This window comes from Streptomyces sp. NPDC006743, from assembly GCF_040703815.1.
Classification (GTDB): Bacteria; Actinomycetota; Actinomycetes; order Streptomycetales; family Streptomycetaceae; genus Streptomyces.
Genome location: NZ_JBEYJA010000021.1, coordinates 93030 through 119466 on the forward strand (window position 1 = coordinate 93030; position 26437 = coordinate 119466).

The following is a 26437-nucleotide window of genomic DNA, read 5'->3' on the forward strand; positions in this document are numbered from 1 at the left end:
GTGCGGGCCGGTCGTGCAGCGGTCGCGCGCGTGGCGGACCGTCCGGTGGCTCCGGGCGCGGACCGGCCGTGGCCACGGTGGTGGGTCGGGCCGGTGGCGGCCACGTGGAGACCCGGATGGTGGAAGTGGCCTGACCCGTGCCACTCTGTGGCGTGGGGAAGCGTCCTCTCCATGGCCAATTCGGGGAAGGTGGACTGATCATCATGGCGCAGTGGACCTCGGCAGTGGGTGCCACGCAGCTCGCCCGGCTGCTCACCTCCCAGCAGGGGCGCTCGGCGGGCCCCGGTTCCCGCCGCCCGCCCGCCTACCGTGCGCTCGCCGACGGGGTCCGGCTGCTGGTCCTGGAGGGCAGGGTCCCGGTGGCCGCGCGGCTGCCCGCCGAACGCGAACTGGCCCTCGCCCTGTCCGTCAGCCGCACCACCGTCGCCGCCGCCTACGAGGCGCTGCGCACCGAGGGCTTCCTGGAGTCGCGGCGCGGAGCGGGCAGCTGGACCGCGGTCCCGGCCGGCAACCCGCTGCCCGCGCGAGGGCTCGAACCCCTGCCGCCGGAGGCCCTGGGTTCGATGATCGACCTGGGCACCGCCGCCCTGCCGGCCCCGGAGCCGTGGCTCACCCGCGCGGTCCAGGGCGCGCTGGACGAGTTGCCGCCCTACGCCCACACGCACGGGGACTACCCGGCGGGCCTGCCCGCGCTGCGCTCGATGATCGCCGACCGGTACACCGCCAGGGGCATCCCGACCATGCCGGAGCAGATCATGGTGACCACGGGTGCCATGGGCGCCATCGACGCCATCTGCCACCTCTTCGGCGGCCGGGGCGAGCGCATCGCCGTGGAGTCGCCGTCCTACGCCAACATCCTCCAGCTGATGCGCGAGGCGGGGGCCCGCCTGGTGCCCGTCGCGATGGCCGAGGGGCTCACCGGCTGGGACGTGGACCGCTGGCGCCAGGTCCTGCGGGAGGCGGCCCCCCGGATCGCCTACGTCGTCGCCGACTTCCACAATCCGACCGGAGCCCTCGCGGACGAGGACCAGCGCCGCCGTCTGGTGGAGGCGGCCCGGTCCGCCGGGACGGTGCTCGTGGTCGACGAGACGATGAGCGAGCTGCACCTGGACCCGGACGTGGAGATGCCCCGGCGGGTGTGCGGCTTCGACCCGGCGGGCTCCACCGTGATCACCGTGGGATCCGCCAGCAAGGCCTTCTGGGCGGGGATGCGGATCGGCTGGGTGCGGGCGGCCCCCGACGTGATCCGCAGCCTGGTCGCGGCCCGCGCCTACGCCGACCTGGGCACCCCCGTGCTGGAACAGCTGGCCGTCAACTGGCTGTTCAGCACCGGCGGCTGGGAGCGGGCCGTCGAGGTCCGCCGGGGCCAGGCCCGCGACAACCGCGACGCGCTGGTCGCGGCGGTCCGCCGGGAACTGCCCGACTGGGAGTTCGAGGTGCCCCGGGGCGGCCTCACCCTGTGGGTGCGCACCGGCGGCCTGTCGGGATCCCGCCTGGCCGAGGCGGGGGAGCGGGTCGGCGTCCGGGTGCCCTCGGGGCCCCGCTTCGGGGTCGACGGCGCCTTCGAGGGGTACGTCCGGCTGCCGTTCACCGTGACCGGAGCGGTGGCGGACGAAGCGGCGACGCGCCTGGCGGCCGCGGCCCGGATGGTGGAGTCGGGCGCGACGGGGGGCGGCGAGTCGCCCAGGACGTTCGTGGCGTAGCCACGGGAGGCGGGCGGCCCCGACGAGGGCGACTCCGGCGCGGTCCGCCGTACCTCCCCGGCGGCGGGCGCCCTGGAGCGGGGGCGGCCACGGCCCCCGTCTCCCGCCGCCGGGGAGGTACGGCCGCCGGTCAGGACGGTTCGGCCACGGCCGCCTCCGTCACGGCGGCCTCCACGGCCTCCACGGCCTCCAAGGGTTCCAGGGGCTCCGCCGCCTTCGAGGAGACCGTCTTCGAGGACTTCACCGTCCTCAAGGGCCCGTCCGCCTCCAAAGGCTCGTCCGTCCCCAGGACCTCGTCCGTCCCCAGAACCTCCTCCGCCCCCAGGACGTCCTCCCCATCCGCCGCCATCGCGGACTTCGTCACGTTCACCGCCGTCTTCCCGGCCGGTGCCGGGTCCGGGACCGTCTCACCGTCCGCCGGTGTCGTCTTCGGCGGCAGCAGTTCCTGCACCGCCCGGCGCAGCACGTCGTTCGTGGAGTCGTCATAGGGATCGGGGGTGGCCGGCACCTGGAGCCGGTGCACCGGCCCCGTGCCCAGCCGCGCGTACCCGCGGCCCGGCGGGACGACGGGAAGCGGCGTGGTGTGCGGCGGGGCGCCGAGCACGGCCTTCACCTGCTCCGCCGTGGCGGGCCCGAGCACCACGCGCGCGCGGGTGTGCTGCCGCAGGGCGTCGCTCAGCGCCTCCGCGCAGTCGAACTGCTCGGCGACCACGACGGTGACGTTGACCGCCCGGCCGTGCCGCAACGGCACCTGGAGCAGCGCCTGCGGGTCCTCGCGGCCGTCCGCGGCGGCCAGGTGCGTGAACGCGGTCGGCCGGTCGAGCAGCAGCCACAGCGGACGCCTGGTGTCCTCCGGCGGCGGGTGGCCCACCTGGCGTGCCCGGTTGACGGCGATGAGCCGGCGCTCGGTCTCGGTGGCCGCCCACTCAAGGCTCGTGCGCACCCCGGCCAGCCCGCACTCGACCGCGAGGACACCGTCCCGGCCGGTCAGGCAGGCGTACTCGCCGGTGCCGCCGCCGTCGACGATCACGACGTCACCGTGCTGGAGCGCCTGGAGGGCGAGCGAGCGCAGCAGGGTGGAGGTGCCGCTGCCCGGCTGCCCCAGGGCGAGCAGGTGGGGCTCGGTGGAGCGCAGTCCGGTGCGCCAGACGACCGGCGGCACGTCGTGCTGCTCCTCGCCGTAGGTGAGCGGCAGGGTGCGCTGGACCTCGCTCGGGTCGGTGAAGCCGAGCACCGTCTCGCCCGGTGCGGTGACGAACCGCTGGGCGGCGATGCCGGTGGGCAGCGGGGCCAGTGCGGTGAGGGCGAGTTCGTTGCCCTCCTCGTCCCAGACGAAGAGGTACTCCCGGCCGCGGCCGGCCTTGGCGGTCAGCAGGTGCTCGATCCGCGCGCGGGCCTCCGGCTCGCCGTCGGTGAAGTACGCCGGGTAGCGGATCAGCAGATGGCAGACGCGCCCGGAGTCGTCGAAGGCGTAGGAGGGGAAGGCCTTCTCCCACTCGCCGCCGTGCGCGTACAGCGGAGAGGGGTCCTCGGCGGCGGAGAAGTACGGGACCAGGGCCTCGTAGAGCGCGTTCAGGCGCTGGTTGCGCGGCTCGTCGCTGTCCACGGGCTCGGGCGGGGTGCGGTCCCGGCCGTGCCAGGCGGCCGCCCCCGTCACCACCACGGCGGCCAGCAGCGGACCGTAGGGCACCAGCGCCACCACCAGGATCACCGAGGCCACCAGGAACAGCAGCGGTCCCCGCCGGTCCTTGGGGGTCTGGGCCCATCTGCGCCGGCCGGCGGCGGCGAGCCGGCGCAGACCGCGGGCGATGGTGATGAGCGGGTGCAGGACGTCCGTGGCGCTGTCGGCCGCGGTCCGGGCCAGCTCCCGGCTCCGGGCCAGCTGAGCGCCGCCTGTGCTCAGGATGCGGGGGAGGGGGCGCCGGGCCACTGCTGCCTCCTGGGAGTGCTCAGGGGCGGCGGGGGCGCCCCCTGGACGGAGCTTGTCGGAGTCCTCGGGGAGGGGGACGTCAGAACCTCATGCCGCCGAGCAGGCTGGCCAGGCTCTCGCCGCCGGCTCTGATGCTCGGCGCGATCGCGGTGCTCGCGAGATAGAAGCCGAACAGAGTCGACACGCACGCGTGGGAGGGCTTCAGTCCGTCCTTGCGGAAGAAGATGAAGCCGATGACGCCGAACAGGACGACGCCTGAGATGGAGAGGATCATGTGAGATCTCCTGGTGTCGAAGGGGGACGGTCACCCTGAGTCCTTCCAGGATCACAGCATGTATCTGTATGACAAAAGGTGCAACTGGGTGAAATGCCACGTAACGCTCTCCGGGGACGGGGTCCGCGGCGACGGCGGCCCGGCGGCCCTGTCGCATACGGCCCGGTCCGTGCTGATCTTCACCTCCGGTGCGTCGGGTTCCGCCCCGGCCGAGCCAGTACCCTGGCGATTCACCCGTACGGCCGACCCACGCTCACGGCCGTACGCTTGCTCCCCGCAGTCCCCGGCAGAGCCGCGCGGTTTCCGGCGGTGCCTGCGCGGGCTCCAGCAGTACCCACAGTCCCCGAAGTCGCAGTGAGCAGTGAGAGGCGGTCCGGCCGATGAGTGATGCCCCCGACCCCGAGGTCGTGGAGCTGGCGACCAAGATCTTCGATCTGGCCCGGCAGGGGCGGACCGAGGCGCTCGTGGCGTACGTCGACGCGGGCGTGCCCGCCGACCTCACCAACGACCGTGGCGACTCCCTCGTGATGCTCGCCGCCTACCACGGCCACGCCGACGCGGTCCGCGCCCTGCTGGCCCGCGGCGCCCAGGCCGACCGCGTCAACGACCGCGGCCAGACACCCCTCGCGGGAGCGGTTTTCAAGGGCGAGCAGCAGGTGATCGAAGCGCTCCTCGAGGGCGGCGCCGACCCCACCGCGGGCACGCCCTCGGCCCTGGACACGGCCAGGATGTTCGGCCGTACGGAGCTGCTGCGCCTGTTCGGCGAGCAGTGAACGCACGGGCCGTGAGCATCTGAGACGGCCCGTTGACCAGTCATGACACGGAATACGGGGGAGGCGGTACGGGGCCGCCGGAAATTTCGGTCGCGGCAGCGCAGGCGCCGGGTCATCATGACGTCGTGATTCACGGACGCGATGGCTGGGCAGGTGTTGCCGCACCGCGCGGGCCGTGATGCGGTCCGCATGGGCCACCGACGAGAGGCAGAGGAAGATGGTCTACAGCAAGCAAGAGACGGCGGGCGCCCCGACGTGTTGTCACGCGGCCAGGTAGTGCGCGTTCCCCGGTTGCGTCGACGCTTGATGTGAGGCTGTTTCCCATGTTCGATCCGGTCATAGCGCCCAGCGGCACGCTGCTCGGCCTGCTCCAGCGGGGCCGCGGCGACGGCACTCTGCACGCGCTCACCGCCCCCCGCGCCGAGGCGCTCGCGGCACTGAACCACTGTGTGCTGCACGACCCCCGCCACGACTGGCAGGTGGAGAACCGCTCCCTTTACTACGCCCGCCTCCTGCTCGACCTGCACGCCGAGCTGGACGCGATCGAGGCTCACCTCTTCGACCCCGAGGACGCCGTCGACACCGACGAGTCCCGCACCGGACTCGCCCTCGCCGTCCTCGGGCACCTGGCCTCCTACGGACGCCGCGACGCGCTCGCCCTGCTGCGCCGGTACGCCGCCACCGGCGCCAACTGGAGCTGGGCCCTGGACGAGCTGGCGCTGCGCGACGACGACGCCGGCCTGCGCGCCCTGGCCGCGCCCGTCCTCGCCCGCTTCGCCACCGACGCCGAGGGCGCGGCCGAGCTGGCCGCCACCGTCCGCGACGCCTTCGAGCCCCGGCCCTGGCGGCTGTGGGCCGAGGATCCGCGGCCGTCGATCGCCTCCCGGGTGCGCGCCGCGCACGAGACGGGCTGCTTCGACCGCTGGCAGCGGCAGATGCGCCCGGCCGGGCCCCGGCCGGGCTGGAGCGTGCGGGCCGTGTTCGAGTGGGCCCAGCAGGGCATCGAACGCGGCGCGGCCCTCCATGTCCCGGCCGCCCGCTGTCTGGCCGCCGTGGCGGGGCCCGAGGACCGTCCGGAGATCCTGACGGCCGCCCGCCAGGGCACCGACGGCGCCCGGTGCACCGCTCTGCGCTACCTCGCCGACGGCAACGACCCGCACACGCTGGATTTGATCGAGTCGGCCGTCTCCGACGGCTCGGCCGCCGTGGTCGAGGCGGCCGTCGACGCCTTCGAACGCATGCGCAGCGTCGCCGCCGTCGACCGGGCGCGGGCCTGGGCCGGCCGCCCCGATCCGCTGGGCGCCGCCGCCGGACGCATGCTCGCCTGCCGCGGCGGGGCCGGCGACCGCGACCTGGTCCTGTCCGCCCTCCGGGAGACGGTCCGGGGTGAAGGCCCCGACGCGCCCACCCTGTGGACCCTCGTGGACGGCGCCGGACGACTGGGCATCGCCTGTGCCGCACCCGTGCTGCGGCACATCTACCGCGAGACCGCCTCCTCCCATCTGCGCGGTCGCGCCGCCCGCGCCCTGGCCGCGACCGACCCCTCCTTCCCCGCCGGGTTCGCCGTCGAATGCCTGTGGGACTGCGAGGAGAGCACCCGCGAAGTGGCCGCCCGGCACGCCGAGACCGCCGACCAGCGCGTCGTGGAGCAACTGCGCCGGCTCGCCGCCGACCCGGCCGAGGAGGACGAGGTGCAGACGGCCGTGCGCAGCCGGATCGAGCCCGACATCTCCACGGGGTGAGCGACGGGGCGGCCCTGCGCCGCCCGTCCCGGCCGTGCCGCCGGCCCGCGCGCTGTGGATGACGCTGCCTGCCCGGGGCCCCGCCGACCCGCTCGTCCACCGAGCCGTGCGAGGCGGGGAGGAAGGCCGAGGATCGTTGAACGATCCCGCGATACCTCTATTGTCTTGTCCTCTTGTCTGCGGTTGAATTCCGGGCATGGCAGAGCAGTTGACGTCGCTGGCAGACGACCGCGTCCTGCTGGGGCGCACCAGCACCGCCGAGCGCGTCTCGGACATCCTCAGAAGCCGGATCGCCGAGGGCTACTTCCCGCCTGGCACCCGGCTGTCGGAGGACAGCATCGGCGGCGCGCTCGGCGTCTCCCGCAACACCCTGCGCGAGGCGTTCCGGCTGCTCACGCACGAGCGGCTGCTCGTCCACGAACTGAACCGCGGCGTCTTCGTGCGCGTCCTGGCCGTCGAGGACGTCGAGGACATCTACCGCACCCGCCGCCTCGTCGAATGCGCCGTCGTACGCGGCCTGGGGGAGCCGCCGTACGCGCTCGACGGTGTTGCCGCGGCCGTCGAGGAGGGCCGGCGGGCCGCGCTCGAAGCCGACTGGAAGACGCTGGGCACCGCCAACATCCACTTCCACCGGGAACTGGTGGCGCTCGCCGGCAGCGAGCGCACCGACGAGCTGATGCGCAGTGTCTTCGCCGAACTGCGCCTGGCCTTCCACGTCGTGGACGACCCGCGGCGGCTGCACGAGCCCTACCTCACCCGCAACCAGGAACTCCTGCGGATCCTCCGCAGCGGCGACCGGCACCAGGCGGAGAAGCAGCTCGCCGTCTACCTCGACGACTCGCTGGAGAAGGTGGTCGAGGTGTACCGGCGGCGGGTCGGCGAGGGCGTGTAGCGGCCCGACCGCACCGGCTCCACGGCGGCGGCTTGCACGGGCACGGTCCCGTGCACCGACGGCGGACCGGGACGCGCGCCCCGGTCCGCCGACGGGGAGCGGGCCTCCGGTCCCGACACCGACGAGCGGCCGCCCGGCCCCGGCGCGGGGGTGCGTCTGCGCCGTTTGGGTCGTTGTCGGACCGAGGACCTAGTCTGTGCACCGTGACTTCGCCTGCATCGACGGACAGCGTTCCGCCCCAGTTCAGCGCGGGGCCGCGCCCCGCGCCGGGCCCGGCCGCCGACGAGGGACTGGCGCGGCGGCTGCGCGCGCTCGCGTGCACCGCCCCGCTGCACGACCTGGACGCGCGCAAGGCGAACCTCGCCGGCGAGTATTCGGTGTACGGCATGGCGGAGGTCGCGCTCGCCGCCATCGACCTGGTCACGCTCAACATGGACTTCGACACCGGCGCCGACCACGACCAGATCGTGGCCCGGCTCGTCCCGCGCGTCGCCGCCCAGGCCCCCCGGCGTACCGCCGCCGAGCACGAGCGCGTCGCCCGCTGGGTCCTGGAGAACCTGATCAACGTGGGCAGTGCCGACCGCGGCTTCCGCGCGGTGTACGGCACGTTCGCGCCCGACGGCACGTATGTGCGCCGCGACTACGACTTCAAGCTGATCGAGGAGGTGCCCGGCCCCGGCGGCAGCGTCTACCTGCGCACCACCGACGAGGCGGTCAACGTCCTCGTGGGCGCCCTGGACACCGACGTCACCAGCGCCCAGATCGCCGCCGAGGTCAAGCTGGAGGTGCTCATCAGCCGCGGCCGGCTCGCCGACGCGCAGCTCGCCGCCGAGCAGGCCCGCTACCGGACCGTGCAGTACTCGGAGACCCTGCGCAGGGCGCTGGACGCCACCCGGCGCAACGTCCGCGCGGTGGACTGGCTCAGCGCCGTACCCGACATGATCGCCGAGGCACTGGACCACGTCGCCGACCGTTACCGGCACGAGAACGCGATCCTGACCAACATCCGCAAGGCCCGCGACGAGACCGAGGAACCCGAGCACAAGCGGCGCGCCGCCGAGCTGGTCGACATCGTCAAGGACTGCATCCGCCGGCACACCCAGCTCCAGTCCCGGCTGCTGGAGGCCGGCCCCCTCTTCCGCGCCGAACAGGACCGGCAGGCCTTCGCCACCCCCACCACCACCTCCGGGACCGACCTCTACGGCCACCTGCTCGCCCCCACCCTGCCGCTGCCGCTGGAGAGCGCGATCCGGGTCACCGACGCCTTCTTCGCCCACGGCACCGGGCTGCGCACCCCCGTCTCCGTCCGGGTCTGCGACCTCGTCGACATCCTGCTCACACCGCCCGTGGAGCGGGAGCACCTGGGCGCCGAGATGCCCGAACCCGACCTGATCGCCACACCGGACGACAGCCGGTTCAGCGAGGAGCAGCTGGCGGCCGCCATGGAGCTGCTCGACCTGCCCGCCGACGCCCCGCGCCGGCTGTCCGGGCTGCTCGCCGAGGCCCGCCGCACGGACGCGGACCTCCCGTACCTGGTGGCGCTCCTTGCCGTGCACGCGGCCAGCCCGCCGGTCGGCACCGCCTACCGGCAGGGCGAGGAGAAGCTGCTCTTCGCCGTGGACGACGGCACGGAGCTGGACGACCCGGAGTTCGGCGGCGCCGACCTGATCGTCGGCACCGCGTTGCTGGACGCGGCCGGGATGGCGGCGGACCGGACGGAAGCGGCATGAGCCGCCGACCGGGCGTGAGCGGCACGACCGCTGAGCCGGGAGTGAGCGGCGGCGCGAGACGCGAGCCGGGCGTCAGCGGCATGAGACGCGAGCCGGGCGTCAGCCGCACGAGCCCCGGGCCGGACGGAAGCAGCACGAGTGAGCGAGAGCGCGACAAGGAGCCCCAGCAGTGAGTGAGCACGTCGAGTGGAGCGAGGCGGAGACCCCGGCCCCGTCCGCGACCGGCGCCGTCACCCCCGCCGACGCCGCCGACGCGGCCCGGCTCGTCGCCTTCGGACTGCAGCCCAGACTGCAGCCCGCGCGGGACCAGGAGTACACCGACCTGCTGCGCCGCCACCGCGAGGACCCGGCGTTCGCCCGCCTCGCCGACGCCGTGGCCGCCGGCCTCGGACTGGTCGTCCTGGAGGTGTCCCCGCGCGCGGGCATGGCGGTGACCGCCGCCGAGGACTCCGTGTTCGCCGTCCGCATGGGCGACTACGCCCGGCGCACCGCCGCCGACTCCGGCGACCGCTTCCTGCACGGCCTGGCCCACCTCGCCGTGGCCGCCCTCGCCTTCCCGCGCCCCGAGGACCTGGCGGACGACGGCTACATCGGCCGCGTCACGGTCAACGGCGTCGACGCCTTCGTCCGCCAGGCCTGCCGCCGCCTGGAGGAACGCGCCGAGGAACAGGGCGAGAACACCGACCCGGCCACGGACGCCCCCGGCCTGGAGGCCGCCTGGCGGATCTGGGCCCGGCGCAGCGCGACCGGCGCCACCAAGGACGCCCGCCGTCCGGCCGCCTCCACCACCGGCATCGTCGCCAAGGCCCTGGCGTTCCTCACCGACTCCGGGTTCCTGCAGCGCACCGGCGACGAGAGCGGCGGCACCTACCGCACCACGGCCCGCTACCAGCTCCAGGTGCGCGACCTGGCGGGTGGCGCCGCCATGGCCGAACTGCTCGACCTGGGCGTCGTCCCCGTCACCGACGGCACGGCGAGCCTGCTGCCCGCCGAGGACACCGACGACCTGGAACTCGTGGCCGACGCCGGACTGCCCTTCCACAGCCCCGCCGAGCGCTGAACGTCCGCGCCGAGCGACCGCGCCGGCCCTCCGCGCCCAACCCCTGCACCGCATCCCCCGAACCGCCAGAAAACTGACGAGAGTCCGCCATGTACGAGCTGTCCCGGGTCCGCCTCTACTCCATCGGTCCTGCCGGTGCGCGCTACGCCGACACCGTGCTCGACCTCCGGGGTGTGGGCGAGCCGGTGCCCGACCCCGCGCCCACCCAGGCGGAGTTCTTCGAGGAGGAGCCGGCCGGCCCGCCGCGCCGCCCCGCGCCCGCGGGCGTGCTGTTCCTGGAGAACGGCGGCGGCAAGTCGGTCCTGCTCAAGCTGATCTTCTCCGTGATGCTGCCGGGCCACCGCAACACCCTGGGCGGCGCCAGCTCCGGCGTGCTGCGCAAGTTCCTGCTCGCCGACGACTGCGGGCACGTGGCCCTGGAGTGGCAGCACGTGCAGACCGGCGAGTGCGTCGTCGTCGGCAAGGTCAGCGAGTGGCGCGGGCGGCAGGTCTCCAACGACCCGCGCAAGTTCGCCGAGGCCTGGTACTCCTTCCGGCCCGGCCCCGGACTCACCCTGGACAACCTCCCCGTCGCCGAGGCCACCTCCGTGCGCCCGGCCGCCGAGGGCACCTCCGGCGCGCAGGGCCGGCGCCGCACCATGAAGGGCTTCCGGGACGCCCTCACCGAGGCGGGCAAGGCCTACCCGCACCTGGAGGTGCACTGGGAGGAGATCCACGACCGGTGGATCGAACACCTCGGCGACCTCGGACTCGACCCCGAACTCTTCCGCTACCAGCGGGAGATGAACGCCGACGAGGGCGAGGCCGCCGGTCTCTTCGCGGTGAAGAAGGACTCCGACTTCACCGATCTGCTGCTGCGCGCCGTCACCGACACCCGCGACACCGACGGACTCGCCGACCTGGTCAGCGGCTTCGGCAGCAAACTGGGCCGGCGCGCCGAACTGATCGCCGAACGGGACTTCACCGCCGGCTCGGTGGACCTGCTCGGCCGGATCGTCGAGGCCGCCGAGGCCCGCACCCGCGCGCGCGACATCCACGCCGGAGCCGAACGCCGCACCCGCACCCTCGCGCGGCGGCTGTCCGCACGGGCGGCGCGGGAGCGGGTACGGGCCGCCGACCTCGCCCAGCGCGTCACCGCCGCCGCCTACGCCGTGACCCACTCCGAGGGCGCCCGCGAGCGCAGCGCCCTGATTGCCGCCGAACTCGCCTACCGGCACGCGTCGCTGGCCCTGGCCGCCGCCGAGAAGTCCGCCGCCGCGCAGAAACGGGAACTGGCCGACGCCCGCACCCTGTACTCCGCCTGGCAGGCCGCCGAGTCCGTACTGCGCCACCGCGCCGCCGCCGACCGCGTCTCCCGCGTCGCCGCCGCCATCCAGGAGGCCGAACGGGACGCGGCCCCCGCGCTCGCCGCCCGCGCCCGGGCCGCCGTGGACCTCGTACGGGCCCTGCACGCGGCGGCGAGCAGCGCCGAAGCCCTCGCCAACGAGGGCGAGGAGCGCTCCGCACAGCTCCAGGAGGCGGGCGAGACGGCCCACCGGGACGCGACCGCCGCCGCCACCGAGGCGCAGCGCGCCCGCAGCGAGGCCGGCCACCTGCGCCAGCGGCTCGCCGAGGTCGAGCAGGAGACCGCCGAGGCCGTCCGCGCCGGCTGGCTCGACGACAGCGCCCCCGACGCCGACCCCGCCCGCGCCGCCCTGGCCGCCAGCGACGCCGAGAAGACGGCCGTCGCCGCCTGGGACGAAGCCCGCGAGGCCTCCCGCCGGGCCGCGGAACACGCACGCGAGACCGCCTCGGCGGAGTCCCGCGCCGAACTCACCGCGGCCCGCGCGGCCGACGCGGCGACGGCGGCGGAGCGGGCCCACGAGGCCGAACGGCGCACCGCCGAGGCGCTGGCCGGGGAGCAGCGGCTCGCGGAGCTGCTGAGCCTGCCGGCCGCCCCCGCCGCCGGCCGGCCCGGCGTGCCGGGCCCGCGCACGGGCTCGGAGGACCCGGTGGGCCCAGGGCGCACGCCGGCGTCCGCGCCGGGCGCATCCGCCGACGGCCCGCGCCGCCCCGCCGGCACACCCCTGACCGCGGAAGACCTGGACCGCTTCGCCGACGAACTGCGCGCGCTCCTGGACGACGCGGTCTCCTCCGCCGAACGTCACCTGTTCGACCTGCGCACGGCCGCGGCCGACGACTCCCGGATCCTCGGCGCCCTCGGCGACGGCGGTCTGCTGCCGCCCGGTCCCGACGTGCTGGCCACCGTCGAGTTCCTCGGCGAGCACGGCATCCCCGCCCTGCCCGGCTGGCGCTACCTCGCCCAGGCCGTCGACCCCGCCGACCACGCGCGCGTACTGGCCGCCCGGCCCGAACTCGTCGACGGCGTGATCATCACCGACCCGGACACGCACGCCCGCGCCCGGGACGCCCTGGCCGACGCGGCGCTGCTGCCCCGCTCCGCCGTTGCCGTCGGCACCGCGGCGGCCCTGCTCGCCCCCACCGCGGCCGCGGACGCCACGGACACCGGCGTCTTCCTGGTCCCGCCGAACCCGGCCATGCACGACGAGCACGCCGCCGACGAGGAACGGCAGGCGCTGCGCGCGCGGGCGACCGAACGCGACGAGGAGATCCGCCGCCTCGCCGCCCGGCTCGGCAAGGACCGCGAGCTGAGCGCCCGGCTCGCCTCCTGGCGCACCGGCTGCCCCGCCGGACGGCTCGCCGAACTGGCCCGGAGCGCCCAGGACACCCGCGCGTTCGCCGAGGAGGCCGAGGCCGAACTCGCCGAGGCGCGGGCCGCCCGCGCCCAGGCGGAGGAAGCCGCCGCCGAGGCCGCCCAGGCACGCGACGAACGGCAGGAGAGCGCGCAGAAGGCCCGGCGCGCCGCCGACGCCCTGGCCGGACTCGCCTTCCGGCTGCGCGAGCGCGCCGGCTGGCAGGCCCGGCTGCGCGAACTGGCCGACGAGGCCGCCGAGTCGGAGGCCCGCGCCCAGACCTGCCTGGAGCGCGCCCGGGCCGCCGACGAGGACCGGCGCGCCGCCCAGCGCGCCGCCGACGACGCCCGCCGCACCGCCCGCGCGCTGCGCGCCGAGCGCTCCGAGATCGCCGGCGCCCCCGACGACGTGCCCGAGACCGAGGGGGAGGAGCCCAAGGCGTCCCTGCCCGCCCTCCGCGAGGCCTACCGGGCGGCCTCCCAGGTCTACGAGAAGGTCGGCGTGGGTGCCGACCTGCGCGCCGAACAGGCCCGCGCGGAGAGCGACGAGAGCGCCGCCCGCGCCGAACTGGACCGCCTCAGCAACAAGGTCCGCACCCGCGCGGAGCAGCTCCTCGCCTCACCCGACGGCTCCGACGGCCCGTCCCGGCAGGCCGCAGCGGCCCGCGCCGAAGAGCTGGTGCAGCTCCTGGAGACCCGGATGTCCACCGCGAGCGAGCAGCTCGGCCGGCTGCGCGGCGAGGCCGAACGGCTCGCCCCCGAGGACGCCGAGGCCCACACCGAACTGCCCGGCGAACTGCTCCCGCGCGACGCCGAGCACGCTCAGGCCCTGCTGCGCACCGCCACCGCCGAACTCACCTCGCGCACCGAGGAGCTGGCCCGGGCACGCGAAGCCCACGGCGAGCTGCTGGACGCCCACCGCGCCGCCGAGGACGCGGCGGGCGGCTTCGACGAGATCGCCGCCATGCTCCGCGACCTGCTGCGCGAACACAGCGGTGAGGAGGAGCAGGAGGAGACCGAGCCGTACCCCGGCAGCCCGGAGGCCGCCCGGCAGGCGGCGGCCGAGGCCCGCCGGTCGCTGCGCGGCTGCGCCGCCGACCTGTCCGCCGCCGAGTCCGCCGTGCGCGAGGCGAGCGACGTCCTCGTCCGGCACGCCAACTCCACCCGCTACGAGCAGGTGCGCACCCCCGCCCGGCAGCAGATCCGCGAACTGCCCGCCTCCGCCCTGCCCGAGCACGCCCGCAAGTGGGCCGAGGCCTTCGCGCCCCGGCTCCGCGTCCTCACCGACGAGCTGGCCCAGCTGGAGCGCAACCGCGACTCGATCGTGGACCGCCTGCGCGGCCTGGTGGAGTCCGCGCTCGCCACCCTCCGCTCCGCCCAGCGCCTGTCCCGCCTGCCCGAAGGGCTCGGCGAGTGGTCCGGGCAGGAGTTCCTGCGCATCCGCTTCGAGGAACCCGACCAGGCCACCCTCACCGAACGCCTCGGCGAGGTCATCGACGAGGCCACCCGTGCCGCCGTGAAGAAGAACTCCGACCTGCGCCGTGACGGCATGTCCCTGCTGCTGCGCGGGGTGGCGGCCGCGCTCCAGCCCAAGGGCGTCGCCGTGGAGATCCTCAAGCCGGACGCCGTGCTGCGCGCCGAGCGCGTGCCCGTCGGACAGATGGGCGACGTCTTCTCGGGCGGCCAGCTGCTCACCGCCGCCATCGCCCTGTACTGCACGATGGCGGCCCTGCGCTCCAACGACCGGGGCCGGGACAAGCACCGCCACGCGGGCACCCTGTTCCTGGACAACCCCATCGGCCGCGCCAACGCCACCTACCTGCTGGAGCTGCAGCGCGCCGTCTCCGACGCGCTCGGCGTCCAGCTCCTCTACACCACCGGCCTGTTCGACACGACCGCACTGGCGGAGTTCCCGCTGGTCATCCGGCTGCGCAACGACGCCGACCTGCGGGCCGGGCTGAAGTACATCAGCGTGGAGGAACACCTGCGGCCCGGCCTGCCGCAGCAGGCGGCCCCGGCCGGGGAGACCGTGCACAGCGAGATCACGGCCACCCGGATGTTCCGCCGCCCGGCCTGACGGAAGCCGTTCGCCGGGCGGACGGCGGGAACCCAGGGGCGCGACGGTTCACGAGCGCAGGGCGGAACCTAGGGGTGCGACAACCGCCCCGCGCCGCCCTGCCGGCGTATTCGCTCCTGCGTGCGCTCCGCCGTCCGCTGCTCCCGCCGGGCCCGGCGCCGCTCGCGGCGCAGGGCGCGCGCCGTGCTGCTCGGCGCGGAGACGACACCATGGCGCTGGTTCCAGACCTGGCGGGTCACCCAGACGTCGAGCACCGCCCAGGTGGCGACGACCGTGCTCCCCACACTGCTGAGGACCATGGGGAAGGCCAGCCAGGACCCGGCCAGGGTGCACAGGAACGCCACCACGGCCTGCATGAGCGTCACGGCGATGATCAGCACCGCCCGCACCGCCGCCTCGCGCACCGGATCCGGCATTCTGCGCCGCCGCGCGGGCTCCTCGACCCACAGCGGCTTGTAGACGGGCTGTCCGGCCGCTTCGCCCCCTTCCGCCGGGTACGCCCGCCCGCCCGCGCCCGGCCGGTCGCTCCCGGTCCCCGGAATGTCGTGATCCCGTGCCCCGTGATCCCGTGCCCCGGGTACGGTCCGCCCCGCCACCCGCGCCGCACCGCTGCCGACGGCCCTCTCGCGCCGCCCCGTCGTGTCCATCAACCCGTCACTCCCCACCGCCGGCAGGCCGCTCGCCCCGGTGTCCGTAGAACCGGCTCCCCATTGGCTGCCCGGCTTGCGCTGTCTTACGCCGCCCGGGTGCGGGACGCGGCTCCCGTGGCCGATTCCGCTTCCTGCCCCATGGAAGAGGACGAACGGCACCTTGTGAAGATTCCCGGCAGACGCATGTTCTCGGCCAACCGGCCGGCGTGCCCGGCCCGTTCCGGCCCGGTCCGCCGCCGCGGTGTCGCGGGCGCCATCTCCCGCCATGGCCGGACAACTCCCCATCTCCCGGCACCGGTGCGGACGTTCGCCCTCCGGCCGCCCCTTCGAGTTACCTGTGTGTCGGTAGTAGGCTCGCGCCGTTTGTTGACGTACACGTGTACCCCCTGACGGGGGGCGAGCTGGGGGAGGCCATGCGCTTTCGCGGGAAGTCCATCCGCAGGAAGATCGTGGCGCTCCTTCTCGTGCCGCTGCTGTCCCTGACGGCCGTGTGGGCCTTCGCCACCGTGATCACGGGACGGCAGGCCGGCCGGCTGTTCAACTCGTCCTCCGTGGTGGAGAAGATCGCCTACCCCACCGAGGACACGGTCCGCGTCCTGCAGCAGGAGCGCCGTCAGACGCTCGTCCACCTCGCCGACCCCCGCGCCTCGGACGCCCTGGCCGCCCTGCGGCGCAGCCGGTCCGCCACCGACCGGGCCGTCCTGAACCTCCGCCGCAACGCGAGCGACGGCGACGTCCGCCACGCGCTGGGCACCGGCGGCGAGGGGCGGCTGACCGCCGTACTGGACGCCCTGGACGGGCTCGACTCCCTGCGCCGCAGCGTCGAGGACGGCACCGTCCGCCGCGCCCAGGCACTCGACCTCTACAACCGCCTGGTCGACCCCTGTTACGGCCTGCTCGCCGGCCTCCGTGTCATCGACGACGTCGAACTCGACAAGCAGTACCGCGCCCTCGTCAACCTCTCCCGGGCCCGTGAACTCCTCTCCCGGGAGGACGCGCTGCTCGGCTCCTCCCTGGTCGTCGGCACGCTCACCCGCGACGAGAGCCGCGCCGTCTCCGCACTCGTGGCCCAGCGGTCCCTGCTGTACGACGTGAACCTGCCGCTGCTGCCCGCCGCCGAACGCAGCCGCTACCAGCGTTTCTGGGTGAACGCGGCGTCCGCTCCGCTGCGGGTGGCCGAGCAGGCCGCCGTCTCCGCCGCGCCCGGCACACCGCGCGGCGTCACCGCGAAGAGCTGGGACAGCGCCGCCGCCAACGGGCTCAAGGACCTCGCCACCCTCCAGGACCGTGCCGAGGACCGCTTCCAGGACCGGACCGACCCGGTCGCCCTGCACGTCATCCTGCGGGCCGCCGTCGTCGGCATCCTCGGGCTGCTGGCCCTGCTGGTCTCCCTCTTCCTGTCCGTGCGCATCGGGCGCGGGCTCGTGCGCGACCTCCGGCAGCTCCGCCTGGAGGCCCACGAGGCGTCCGGGGTCCGCCTGCCCGGCGTGATGCGCCGCCTGTCGGCCGGCGAGCAGGTCGACGTGGAGACCGAGGCGCCGCGCCTGGAGTACGACAAGAACGAGATCGGCGAGGTCGGCCAGGCCCTCAACACCCTGCAACGGGCCGCCGTCGAGGCAGCCGTGAAACAGGCCGAACTCCGCGCCGGTGTCTCGGAGGTGTTCGTCAACCTCGCCCGCCGCAGCCAGGTCCTGCTGCACAAGCAGCTCACCCTCCTCGACGCCATGGAGCGCCGGACGGAGGACACCGAGGAACTAGCCGACCTGTTCCGCCTGGACCACCTCACCACGCGGATGCGCCGGCACGCCGAGGGACTGGTGATCCTCTCCGGTGCGGCTCCGTCCCGGCAGTGGCGCAGACCCGTCCAGCTGATGGACGTCGTGCGCGCCGCGGTCGCGGAGGTCGAGGACTACGAACGCATCGAGGTCCGCAGGCTTCCCCGGGTCGCCCTCACCGGGCCCGCCGTCGCCGACCTGACCCACCTCGTCGCCGAACTCCTGGAGAACGCCACGGTGTTCTCGCCGCCGCACACCGCGGTGCAGGTGGTCGGCGAACGGGTCGCCAACGGGTTCACCCTGGAGATCCACGACCGCGGCCTGGGCATGGCCGCCGAGACCCTGCTGGACGCCAACCTGCGGCTCGCCGAGACCCCCGAGTTCGAACTGTCGGACACCGACCGGCTCGGCCTGTTCGTGATCAGCCGGCTGGCCCAGCGGCAGAACGTCCGTGTCTCGCTCCAGCCGTCCCCGTACGGCGGCACCACCGCGGTGGTCTTCATCCCGGACGCGCTGCTGACCGAGGACGTCCCCGACACCAACGGAGTGGGGTTCCGCCTGGACAGGCCCGCTGCGAAGGCCGAACGCGAGGAGGGCCGCAGGAACGCCCTCTCCCAGACGCCCGTACAGCTTCCCGGCCTGCCGGTCTCGCTGCTGGACGGGCCGGTGGAGCTGGAGGCGCCGGTCGCCCTGGACGCCGTCGGGGAGTTCGAGGAGTTCCCCGGCGCCCTCGGCGAGGAGGACAGCGAACGCGGTGGCCTGTTCCGGTCGCGCCCGCCGTCCCGGCCGCAGACGAACGAGGCGGCCCCGCGCCACCCCGGCGGGTCCCGGCCGCGCGGCGCCCCCGACCGCCCCGGCGGCGACGAGGACCCGGACGGCCCGGTCCCGCTCACCCGGCGCAGGACGCCCAAGCTGGTCAGCTCCCACGGACGTCCGGTCACCGAAACGCGGTCGCGGCGCGAGGGCGCGGACCGGCAGGACGGCGGGCGGGCCGCCCGCCCCGCGTCCGAGTCCGCGCCGCAGCTGCTGGCCCGCCGGCGCGGTGGCACGCCGGCGGAGCAGCCCCCGGCCGCCCTCCCGCAGCGCACCCGCAAGCCCGTCACCGCGCGCGACACCCCCGGCGCCCCGACCGCCGGGAAGCCCGCCGCGGCACCCCACGACCCGGCCACGGCCGCCGAGGCCCCTGGCGCCGGCGGGCCGGGCGGGCCCGGTGCCGCGCCCGGCCCCGAGGGACCGGCGTCCGCCCACGAGGGGCCCGCGACCGCACCCGAGGGGCTCGCCCCCGCACCCGGCGGGCCCGCCGCCGACGCCGGGGCGCTGCCCCGCCGCGTCCGGCAGGCGAGCCTCGCCCCACAGCTCAAGCGCACTCCCCGGCGGCGCCCCGGGGCCGGGGACGACCCGGACGAACGGGACGCCGACGAGGTACGCAGCCGTATGGCCTCGCTCCAGCGCGGCTGGCGGCGCGGGCGCGAGGAGAACGCCGTGGGCGACGACGCCGACGGCAGCACAGCACAAGGAACGACTAAGGGGGACGGTCGATGACCGCACCGAGGACGACCGGCCACACCACCACCGGCAAGAAGGAGCTGAACTGGCTCCTCGACGACCTCGTGGACCGGGTGGCGACCATCCGCAAGGCCGTCGTGCTCTCCGGGGACGGCCTGCCGACCGGCGTGTCCAAGGAGCTGACCCGGGAGGACGGCGAACACCTGGCCGCCGTGGCCTCCGGCTTCCACAGCCTCGCCAAGGGCGTGGGCCGGCACTTCGAGGCGGGCAGCGTCCGGCAGACGGTCGTCGAACTGGACGACGCCTTCCTGTTCGTGACCGCCGCCGGTGACGGCAGCTGTCTCGCCGTCCTCGCCGACGCCGAGTCCGACATCGGGCAGGTCGCCTACGAGATGACGCTGCTGGTCAAGCGGGTCGGAGTGCACCTGGGCGCCGCACCCCGCACCGACCTGCCCGCCGGCGGGTAGTGGGATGGCATGAACGGAGACGGTCAGACAGCAAGCCACTGGTTCGACGACGAGGCCGGACCGGTGGTCCGCCCGTACGCCATGACCCGGGGCCGTACCAGCCACGCGGCCCAGCATCGGCTCGATCTGATCGCGGTGGTCGTCACCGAACCGCACGTGGACGATCCGGAGGCGGACCACTCGCTCTCCCCGGAGCACGTGGACATCGTCGAGCTGTGCCGCGAGACCCCTCAGTCGGTCGCCGAACTGGCCGCGGAGCTCGATCTGCCCATCGGCGTGGTGCGCGTCCTCATCGGGGATCTCGTGGACGAGGAGTACGTCCACGTGAGCCGCCCGGTACCCCCGGCCGAACTGCCGGACGAGAGCGTTCTGCGGGACGTGATCAGCGGACTGCGGGCGCTGTGAGCACCGTCAGCACCCGGCATGGCGAAGCCGCGGTCGGCCGCCGTCGCGGCCGCCGCCGCTGACCGGCCCTCACCCAGCAGGAGAAGGAAAAGATGATCTTCGGGCGTACCCAGCGCGGCAAGCCCCCGGTCGAGCCCCTCACGCTCAAGATCCTGGTGGCCGGCGGCTTCGGCGTGGGCAAGACGACGCTCGTCGGCGCGGTCAGCGAGATCAGGCCGCTGCGCACCGAGGAACTGCTCACCGAGGCGGGCCGCCCGGTCGACGACCTGAGCGGTGTGGAGGGCAAGCACACCACGACCGTCGCCATGGACTTCGGCCGCATCACCCTGCGTGAGGACCTGGTGCTGTACCTGTTCGGGACACCCGGTCAGGAGCGGTTCTGGTTCATGTGGGACGAGCTGTCGGAGGGCGCTCTCGGCGCGGTCGTCCTGGCCGACACGCGCCGCCTGGAGGACTGCTTCGCCGCGGTCGACTACTTCGAACGGCGCTCGATCCCCTTCCTGGTCGGCGTCAACTGCTTCGAGGGGGCCGCCCGCCACCCGGCCGAGGCCGTCCGCCGGGCCCTCGACCTCGACGACGGCGTTCCCGTGCTGCTGTGCGACGCCCGGGACCGCGAATCGGTCAAGGAGGTCCTCGTCGGGGTGGTCCAGCACGCGAGGGCGTACGGCGCGGCCCACCGCCGGGCCGTCACCGGCTGACCGGGCCCGGCACCGACCGCCCTCCCGGCCGCGCCCCGCCGGGTCGTGCCCGCCCGGCCCCGGCGAGGCGCGTCACCGGGCCCGGAGCCGGCTACGCCTCGCCGTCCTCCAGCCAGCCGAAGCTCTTCTCCACCGCCTTGCGCCAGTTGTGGTACTCGCGGTCACGGACCGAGTCCTCCATGGCGGGCGTCCACTCGGCGTCCTTGCGCCAGTGCGACTTGAGTTCGTCCAGGTCGTTCCACACACCGGTGGCGAGCCCGGCCGCGTAGGCGGCGCCCAGGCAGGTCGTCTCGGAGACCTCGGGCCGGATCACCGGCACACCGAGCACGTCCGCCTGGTGCTGCATCAGGAGGTTGTTCTTCGTCATCCCGCCGTCGACCTTGAGGGTGGTGAGCCGGACCCCGGAGTCCTGGTACATCGCGTCCACCACCTCGCGCGTCTGCCAGCTGGTCGCCTCCAGGACGGCGCGGGCCAGATGGGCCTTGGTGACGTACCGGGTCAGCCCGGTGACCACACCGCGCGCGTCCGAACGCCAGTACGGGGCGAAGAGGCCGGAGAACGCAGGGACGATGTACGCGCCGCCGTTGTCCTCCACGGAGCGGGCCAGCGGTTCGATCTCGTCCGCCGTGCGGATGATGCCCAGCTGGTCACGGAACCACTGCACCAGCGCACCCGTGATCGCGATGGCTCCCTCCAGGCAGTACACCGGTGCCTCGTCGCCGATCTTGTAGCCCATGGTGGTGAGCAGGCCGCTCCTGGACGGTACGGGCCGGTTGCCCGTGTTGAGCAGCAGGAAGCTGCCGGTGCCGTACGTGTTCTTGGCGTCGCCCACGTCGTAGCACGCCTGTCCGAACACGGCGGCCTGCTGGTCGCCCAGGGCCGAGGCCACCGGTACTCCGGCGAGCTGGCCCACGGCGGTGCCGTAGACCTCGGAGGAGGACCGGATCTCGGGCAGGATCGCCTCGGGGACGTTCATGGCCGCCAGGATGGACGGCTCCCACTGGAGGGTCTCCAGGTTCATCAGCATCGTCCGCCCCGCGTTGGTGACGTCCGTGACGTGCCGCCCGCCCTCCGTACCGCCGGTGAGGTTCCAGATGAGCCAGGAGTCGATGGTGCCGAAGGCGATCTCCCCGCGCTCGGCGCGGTCGCGCAGGCCGGGGACGTTGTCCAGCAGCCAGGCGGCCTTCGGGCCGGAGAAGTAGCTGGCGAGCGGCAGGCCGGTCTGCTCGCGGAACCGGTCCTGCCCCTGCTCGCCGCCCAGCTCGTTGCAGAGCGCCGCGGTGCGGGTGTCCTGCCACACGATCGCGTTGTGCACGGGCTTGCCGGTGGCGCGGTCCCACAGGACGGTCGTCTCGCGCTGGTTGGTGATGCCGAGCGCGCTGAGCTGCCCGGCGCGCAGCCCGGCCTTGGCCAGCGCGCCCGCGACCACCGCCTGCACCTTCGACCAGATCTCGGTGGCGTCGTGCTCCACCCAGCCCGGCTTGGGGAAGATCTGGCGGTGCTCGCGCTGATCGACGGCGACGATGCCGCCGCCCCGGTCGAAGACGATGCAGCGGCTCGAGGTGGTGCCCTGGTCGATTGCGGCCACGTACTTCTCGGCGTTGTCCGTCATGGCTACCCCTTGGTGGCGAGGGTCGGACGGCCGCGCCGTGTCCGGCGCCCGCGCAGGCCCCTGGCTCGGCCGAACCGTGCGCGGGCCCGCGCCGCGGGTCCGGTGGATCGCGTGGCCGCCTCCCCGGGGCGGAGAGGCGGTCGGGACCGGGACCTCTGTGGCCCCTGTGTTCTCACTGGTATCAGTTTGTCCCAGAAGCTGCGCAAACGGCTCGGGATGGACACCCGGCCGCCGGGCACGGGAAGTGTTCACCGGTGCACGGAGAGCGTCAAGGTGCCCGCGGGGGAGGTCCCGGCCGCTGCCCTGCCCCGGCCGCCTCCGTCGCAGGCCCGGGTCCGGGCTTCCCCCGGCGGGGCCCGTCCCGATAGATGTAGGAGACATGACACGACTGCCAAGGCTCCTGCGCGGTGTGATCACCGCCATCGCCGCCCTGCTCACCGTGACCACCGCCGCCACCACGGCCCGCGCGGTCCCCGGACCCCGGGCGCCCGAGGACTTCGTGGCCCTCAGCGCCGTGGACCCGACGATCCTCCAGGAGATCCGCTACTTCACCCCGCACGACTTCGTCGGCGCACGCGTCGACGGCTACGCGCAGCCGATGTGCATCCTCACCCGCCCCGCGGCACAGGCCCTCCACCGTGCCCAGCAGGAGCTGCTGCGCAAGGGCTACACCCTCAAGGTGTACGACTGCTACCGGCCGCAGCGCGCCGTCGACCACTTCGTCCGCTGGGCCCGCGACCTCGACGACCAGGCCATGAAGGGCGAGTTCTACCCGCGCGTCGACAAGACGCGGCTGTTCGACGACGGCTACATCGCGGCGAAGTCCGGCCACAGCCGCGGCTCGACCACGGACCTCACCATCGTCCGGCTCCCGGTCCGGCCGACGCGCCCCTACGTCCCCGGCCAGGCCCTGGTGCCCTGCTACGCCCCGCAGGACCAGCGCTTCCCGGACAACTCCGTCGACATGGGAACCGGCTTCGACTGCTTCGACACGCTCGCCCACACGCTGGACCCGAGGATCCAGGGCCCGCAGCGGGCCAACCGGCTGCTGCTCAAGAGCACCCTGGAGAACCTCGGCTTCGTGAACCTCGCCGAGGAGTGGTGGCACTTCACCTACCAGCCCGAGCCCTACCCGGACACCTACTTCGACTTCCCCGTCTCCCGGGCGTCGCTCACCGGCAGGTCCTGAGCCGGGGGCGGGCAGGCCGTGAGGGACCCGGCTCCGGGCGGGCCCACCGTCGCCGGGGCCGCGCGGAGCCGGCGGGCCCGCGCGGTACCGGACGCGGCGGGCGCGGGTCGCTGAGCGGTACAGGGCGCAAGACGACCACCCGTTGATCGGATACAGTCCGCGCGTGTCCGAAAACCAGCACCCGACTGTCAACTCCGTGCCGAACTCGCACTGTTCGAGCTGCGGAGCGCCCTACGGAGAGGGCATCTCCGGCTGGCCCCGCACCTGCCCGGCCTGCGGGACGGTGGCCTACCGCAACCCGCTGCCCGTCGCGGTGGCCCTCCAGCCCGTCTACGACCCGAAGGGCACCGCCCTGGTCGTGATCGACCGCGCCATCGCGCCCGCGCGCGGGGGCACGGCCCTGCCGGGCGGGTACATCGACGACGGCGAGGACTGGCGCCAGGCCGTCGTGCGCGAACTCAAGGAGGAGACGGGCATCGAGGCCGCCGCCCGCGACGTCCGGCTCATCGACGCCATGAGCGCGCCCGACGGCCACCTGCTGCTCTTCGGGCTGCTCCCGGAGCGCCCCGCCGAAGGGCTGCCGCAGTCCGCCGCCACCCCCGAGACGGACGGCTGGCACCTGCTGCGCAGGCCGGAGGAACTGGCCTTCCCGCTGCACACCCTGGCCGCCCGGGCCTGGTTCGAGGGCCGCTACGTCTGAGCCGTCTGGCCGCCCCCGCCCCGGCCGGGGCCGCCCCCGCGCTCAGTCCAGCCCGCGCACCCGCAACGGACGCGACGGGGTGTCCGTACCGTCCTCGCGCTCCAGCTCCACCACCACCCGCCGGCCCTGCCGCCGGACGGCGTACCGCTCCGTCGCCGCCTCGTCCCAGCCGTCGCCCGCGTCCGGCACCACCAGCCCGCCCCCGCCGCGCCCGGGGGCGGGCGCCCACACCTCCAGCTCCACCCCGCCCGTCTCACCCCGCACCGGGACGACCGCACCCGCGCGCGCGAGCACCGGAATCCTCCCCAGCGGCGCGTCCACCCGTACCTGCCCGGGACCTTCGAACACCTGCCCGGTAGCCGTGTCGTACCAGCGGCCCCGGGGCAGCCGCACCGTCCGCCGGTCCGCCCCGGACCGCAGCACGGGCGCCACCAGCAGGGCGTCACCGAGCAGGAAGGCGTCCCCGCACTCCCGCAGTGCCCGGTCCTCCGGCGTGTTCCACCACAGCGGACGCACGTACGGCGCGCCCGTGCGCCGCGCCAGGTGCGCCAGCGTCACGAAGTACGGCAGCAGCCGCCGGCGCTCGACGAGCGCCCCGCGCGCGTGCCCGAGCACCTCCGGACCGAACTCCCAGAGCTCCCGGCGCCCGGCCCGCCCGCGCGCGTGCGTCCGGAACAGGGGCAGGTACGCGGCCAGCTGGAGCCGGCGCAGGAACAGCTCCGGCGAGGTGCCGTCCTCGCAGCCGGCCACGTCCGGCCCGCAGCAGGGCACCCCGCACAACCCCAGGCCCACCACCAGCGACAGGGAGGCCCGCAGCCCCGCCCAGCCCGTGGCCACGTCCCCCGACCAGGTCCCGCCGTAGCGCTGCGTCCCGGCCCAGCCCGAACGCGAGAACACGAACGGCCGCTCGCCCGGAGCCAGGGCACGCAGCCCCTCGCAGCCGGCCCGGGCCATGCAGAGCCCGTACACGTTGTGCGCCTCGCGGTGGTCGCCCCCGCGGCCCTCCAGGGCGTGCCGGGCCGACCGCGGCAGCGTCGTCTCACCGAACGCCGCGAAGGACGTCGGCTCGTCCATGCCGTGCCAGAACCCCGAGAACCCCTGGGCCAGCCGCTCCTGGTACAGCCCGCCCCACCAGGCGCGCACGCGCGCGTGCGTGAAGTCCGGGAAGACCGCCTCCCCGGGCCGCCCGACCCCCCGTACGACGTCCCCGGACGCGTCCCGCACGAAGGCGTCCTCACTCGTCCCCGCGTCGTGGACGGCGTTGCCCACCGAGGCGTGCACCGCCGGGTCGACGACCGACACCAGCCGGATCCCGTCCCGGCGCAGTTCCTCCGCGAGCACCGGCAGTTTCGGGAAGCGGTCCTGGTCGAGGGTGAACACCTGGAGCGCGTCGAGGTGGTCGGTGTCCAGGTGCACGGCGTCCAGCGGCAGGCCGTGCTCGTGATGGCCCGCGACGATCCGGCGCACCTCCTGCTCCCCGCCGAACCGCCGGGCGTGCTGGTGACCGAGCGCCCACCCGGGCGGCAGCGCCGCCGGACCGGTGAGCGAGGCCCAGATGTGCGCCACGCGCGCGGGAGTACCGACGACCACCCAGCACCGCAGGGGGCCGCCGTCCATGCGCAGCTCACTGACCCCCGGCCGATCGTGACCCGAGCCGGCCCCCTCCTCGCCCTGACGCAGCACGACCGTGCCGTCCCAGGAGTTGTCGTGGAAGACCAGATGCGTGCCCGCGTCCGCGACGACCACCTGGACCGGCATCGTGACGTGGAGCGGATCGTCCCCGGGCCCGACGGCGTGACCGGGATCGGTGTTCCACAGACGGTACGTGCCGTCCCGCAGCACCGGTCCCGAGGCCCGGCCGCCCAGCCCGAAGAACCGCGCGTCGGCGGCGACCTCCGAGCGCTGCATCCAGCGTGCCGGGCCCCCGCCGGCCGGCTCCCACCACCGGGGCGGCAGATCACGGCGCAGCCGCACGCCCCCGGGCGTACAGACCTCGACGGTGCCGCGCCGCGAGACGGTGACCGTGACCCGCTCGGCGACGACCCGCCAGCCGCCGTCCTTGTCCGGTTCCAGCACCGCCCGCGGATCCGGCTCGGGGGCGCGCCCGGCCAGCGCGTACGACGGCTCGGGCGCCGCCCCGTCCCAGCTCCAGAAGACCGCTCCGCTGACCGCGACGACGACGCGCAGTTCCGACCGGCTGAAGCGCACCACACCGCCGCCGGGCTCCGGGCGCGCGTCGCGCACCTCGCCGGGCACCCGGGCCCGCTCGGCGCCCCGGGGCGGCAGGCCCGCGGCGTCGGCACGCCGCCTGCGCCAGGCGGCCCGTAAGGTGCGCACCCCCTGGGCGGCCCCCGCGGAACCGACCACCTTCACCGAACGCACCAGGTCACGACCGTTCATGCTGATCACCCTGCCATTGACAGGCCCTGACGCGTGTGCTGTTCAACTGCCGTTCACCCAGGCCCGGACCACATCTTCACGGCAGGGACTATGTGGGGACAGCCCTGGTGCGGAAGTCGATCACATGGCATCGTCCCTGTCAGCCGCGTCACGCGCACACCC

Annotated in this window: 18 protein-coding genes; 13 read left to right on the plus strand and 5 right to left on the minus strand. The window is 74.7% G+C overall.

What is annotated here, in order from left to right:
- The first annotated feature begins 203 nt into the window (after positions 1–203).
- On the plus strand, positions 204–1703 hold the full coding sequence (locus ABZ719_RS19290; RefSeq protein WP_366726383.1) for a PLP-dependent aminotransferase family protein: 1500 nt from the start codon (positions 204–206) through the stop codon (positions 1701–1703).
- A 130-nt stretch (positions 1704–1833) separates the two neighbouring features.
- Here ABZ719_RS19290 and ABZ719_RS19295 read toward each other — a convergent pair whose 3' ends face one another.
- Positions 1834–3633, minus strand: coding sequence for a hypothetical protein (locus ABZ719_RS19295; protein ID WP_366726384.1), 1800 nt, complete (start codon positions 3631–3633; stop codon positions 1834–1836).
- A 79-nt stretch (positions 3634–3712) separates the two neighbouring features.
- Positions 3713–3907 carry a hypothetical protein gene (locus ABZ719_RS19300; protein ID WP_019983932.1) on the minus strand — a complete coding sequence of 65 codons (195 nt, stop codon included), beginning with the start codon at positions 3905–3907 and terminating at the stop codon, positions 3713–3715.
- A gap of 380 nt (positions 3908–4287) precedes the next feature.
- Between ABZ719_RS19300 and ABZ719_RS19305 the strand changes: the two genes are divergently transcribed.
- The 6 genes from ABZ719_RS19305 (at position 4288) to ABZ719_RS19330 (ending at position 14873) form a co-directional block, all read left to right on the plus strand.
- Positions 4288–4680 (plus strand): ankyrin repeat domain-containing protein, encoded by a 393-nt coding sequence (locus tag ABZ719_RS19305; RefSeq protein WP_037859898.1) that lies wholly within the window; start codon positions 4288–4290, stop codon positions 4678–4680.
- 323 nt (positions 4681–5003) lie between these two features.
- Entirely contained in the window at positions 5004–6422 is a 1419-nt protein-coding gene (locus tag ABZ719_RS19310; protein WP_366726385.1) for a HEAT repeat domain-containing protein, read from the plus strand.
- Between the two features lie 196 nt (positions 6423–6618).
- Positions 6619–7314 (plus strand): GntR family transcriptional regulator, encoded by a 696-nt coding sequence (locus tag ABZ719_RS19315; RefSeq protein WP_037859893.1) that lies wholly within the window; start codon positions 6619–6621, stop codon positions 7312–7314.
- A gap of 203 nt (positions 7315–7517) precedes the next feature.
- Positions 7518–9044 (plus strand): hypothetical protein, encoded by a 1527-nt coding sequence (locus tag ABZ719_RS19320; protein ID WP_366726386.1) that lies wholly within the window; start codon positions 7518–7520, stop codon positions 9042–9044.
- A gap of 169 nt (positions 9045–9213) precedes the next feature.
- Positions 9214–10104, plus strand: coding sequence for a hypothetical protein (locus ABZ719_RS19325; RefSeq protein WP_366726387.1), 891 nt, complete (start codon positions 9214–9216; stop codon positions 10102–10104).
- An 89-nt stretch (positions 10105–10193) separates the two neighbouring features.
- Complete coding sequence (locus ABZ719_RS19330; RefSeq protein ID WP_366726388.1) at positions 10194–14873, plus strand: hypothetical protein; 4680 nt, start codon at positions 10194–10196, stop codon at positions 14871–14873.
- 68 nt (positions 14874–14941) lie between these two features.
- On the opposite strand, the gene ABZ719_RS19335 is transcribed toward ABZ719_RS19330, so the two are convergent.
- Positions 14942–15520 carry a hypothetical protein gene (locus tag ABZ719_RS19335; protein WP_366726389.1) on the minus strand — a complete coding sequence of 193 codons (579 nt, stop codon included), beginning with the start codon at positions 15518–15520 and terminating at the stop codon, positions 14942–14944.
- Between the two features lie 416 nt (positions 15521–15936).
- Here ABZ719_RS19335 and ABZ719_RS19340 point away from each other — a divergent pair, with 416 nt between their 5' ends.
- The 4 genes from ABZ719_RS19340 to ABZ719_RS19355 all read left to right on the plus strand — a co-directional run bounded on the left by ABZ719_RS19340 (position 15937) and on the right by ABZ719_RS19355 (position 20374).
- A complete protein-coding gene (locus ABZ719_RS19340) occupies positions 15937–18840 on the plus strand; it encodes a nitrate- and nitrite sensing domain-containing protein (protein WP_366726390.1) in 2904 nt (967 codons plus the stop codon).
- Positions 18837–19271 (plus strand): roadblock/LC7 domain-containing protein, encoded by a 435-nt coding sequence (locus ABZ719_RS19345; RefSeq protein WP_366726391.1) that lies wholly within the window; start codon positions 18837–18839, stop codon positions 19269–19271. The genes ABZ719_RS19340 and ABZ719_RS19345 overlap by 4 nt, the downstream gene beginning before the upstream one ends.
- A 9-nt stretch (positions 19272–19280) precedes the next feature.
- Positions 19281–19676 carry a DUF742 domain-containing protein gene (locus tag ABZ719_RS19350; protein ID WP_366726392.1) on the plus strand — a complete coding sequence of 132 codons (396 nt, stop codon included), beginning with the start codon at positions 19281–19283 and terminating at the stop codon, positions 19674–19676.
- Positions 19677–19768: 92 nt separating this feature from the next.
- Positions 19769–20374: an ATP/GTP-binding protein gene (locus tag ABZ719_RS19355; protein WP_366726393.1), complete on the plus strand. Its 606-nt coding sequence runs from the start codon at positions 19769–19771 to the stop codon at positions 20372–20374.
- Positions 20375–20465: 91 nt separating this feature from the next.
- Here the strand turns inward: ABZ719_RS19355 and glpK are convergent, their stop codons facing one another.
- On the minus strand, positions 20466–21986 hold the full coding sequence (gene glpK / locus ABZ719_RS19360) for a glycerol kinase GlpK (protein ID WP_366726394.1): 1521 nt from the start codon (positions 21984–21986) through the stop codon (positions 20466–20468).
- Between the two features lie 379 nt (positions 21987–22365).
- Here glpK and ABZ719_RS19365 point away from each other — a divergent pair, with 379 nt between their 5' ends.
- Entirely contained in the window at positions 22366–23175 is an 810-nt protein-coding gene (locus ABZ719_RS19365) for a M15 family metallopeptidase (RefSeq protein WP_366726395.1), read from the plus strand.
- Positions 23176–23338: 163 nt separating this feature from the next.
- Complete coding sequence (locus tag ABZ719_RS19370) at positions 23339–23875, plus strand: NUDIX domain-containing protein (RefSeq protein ID WP_366726396.1); 537 nt, start codon at positions 23339–23341, stop codon at positions 23873–23875.
- A gap of 42 nt (positions 23876–23917) precedes the next feature.
- Here ABZ719_RS19370 and ABZ719_RS19375 read toward each other — a convergent pair whose 3' ends face one another.
- Positions 23918–26275 (minus strand): glycoside hydrolase family 31 protein, encoded by a 2358-nt coding sequence (locus ABZ719_RS19375; protein WP_366726397.1) that lies wholly within the window; start codon positions 26273–26275, stop codon positions 23918–23920.
- Positions 26276–26437: the final 162 nt, after the last annotated feature.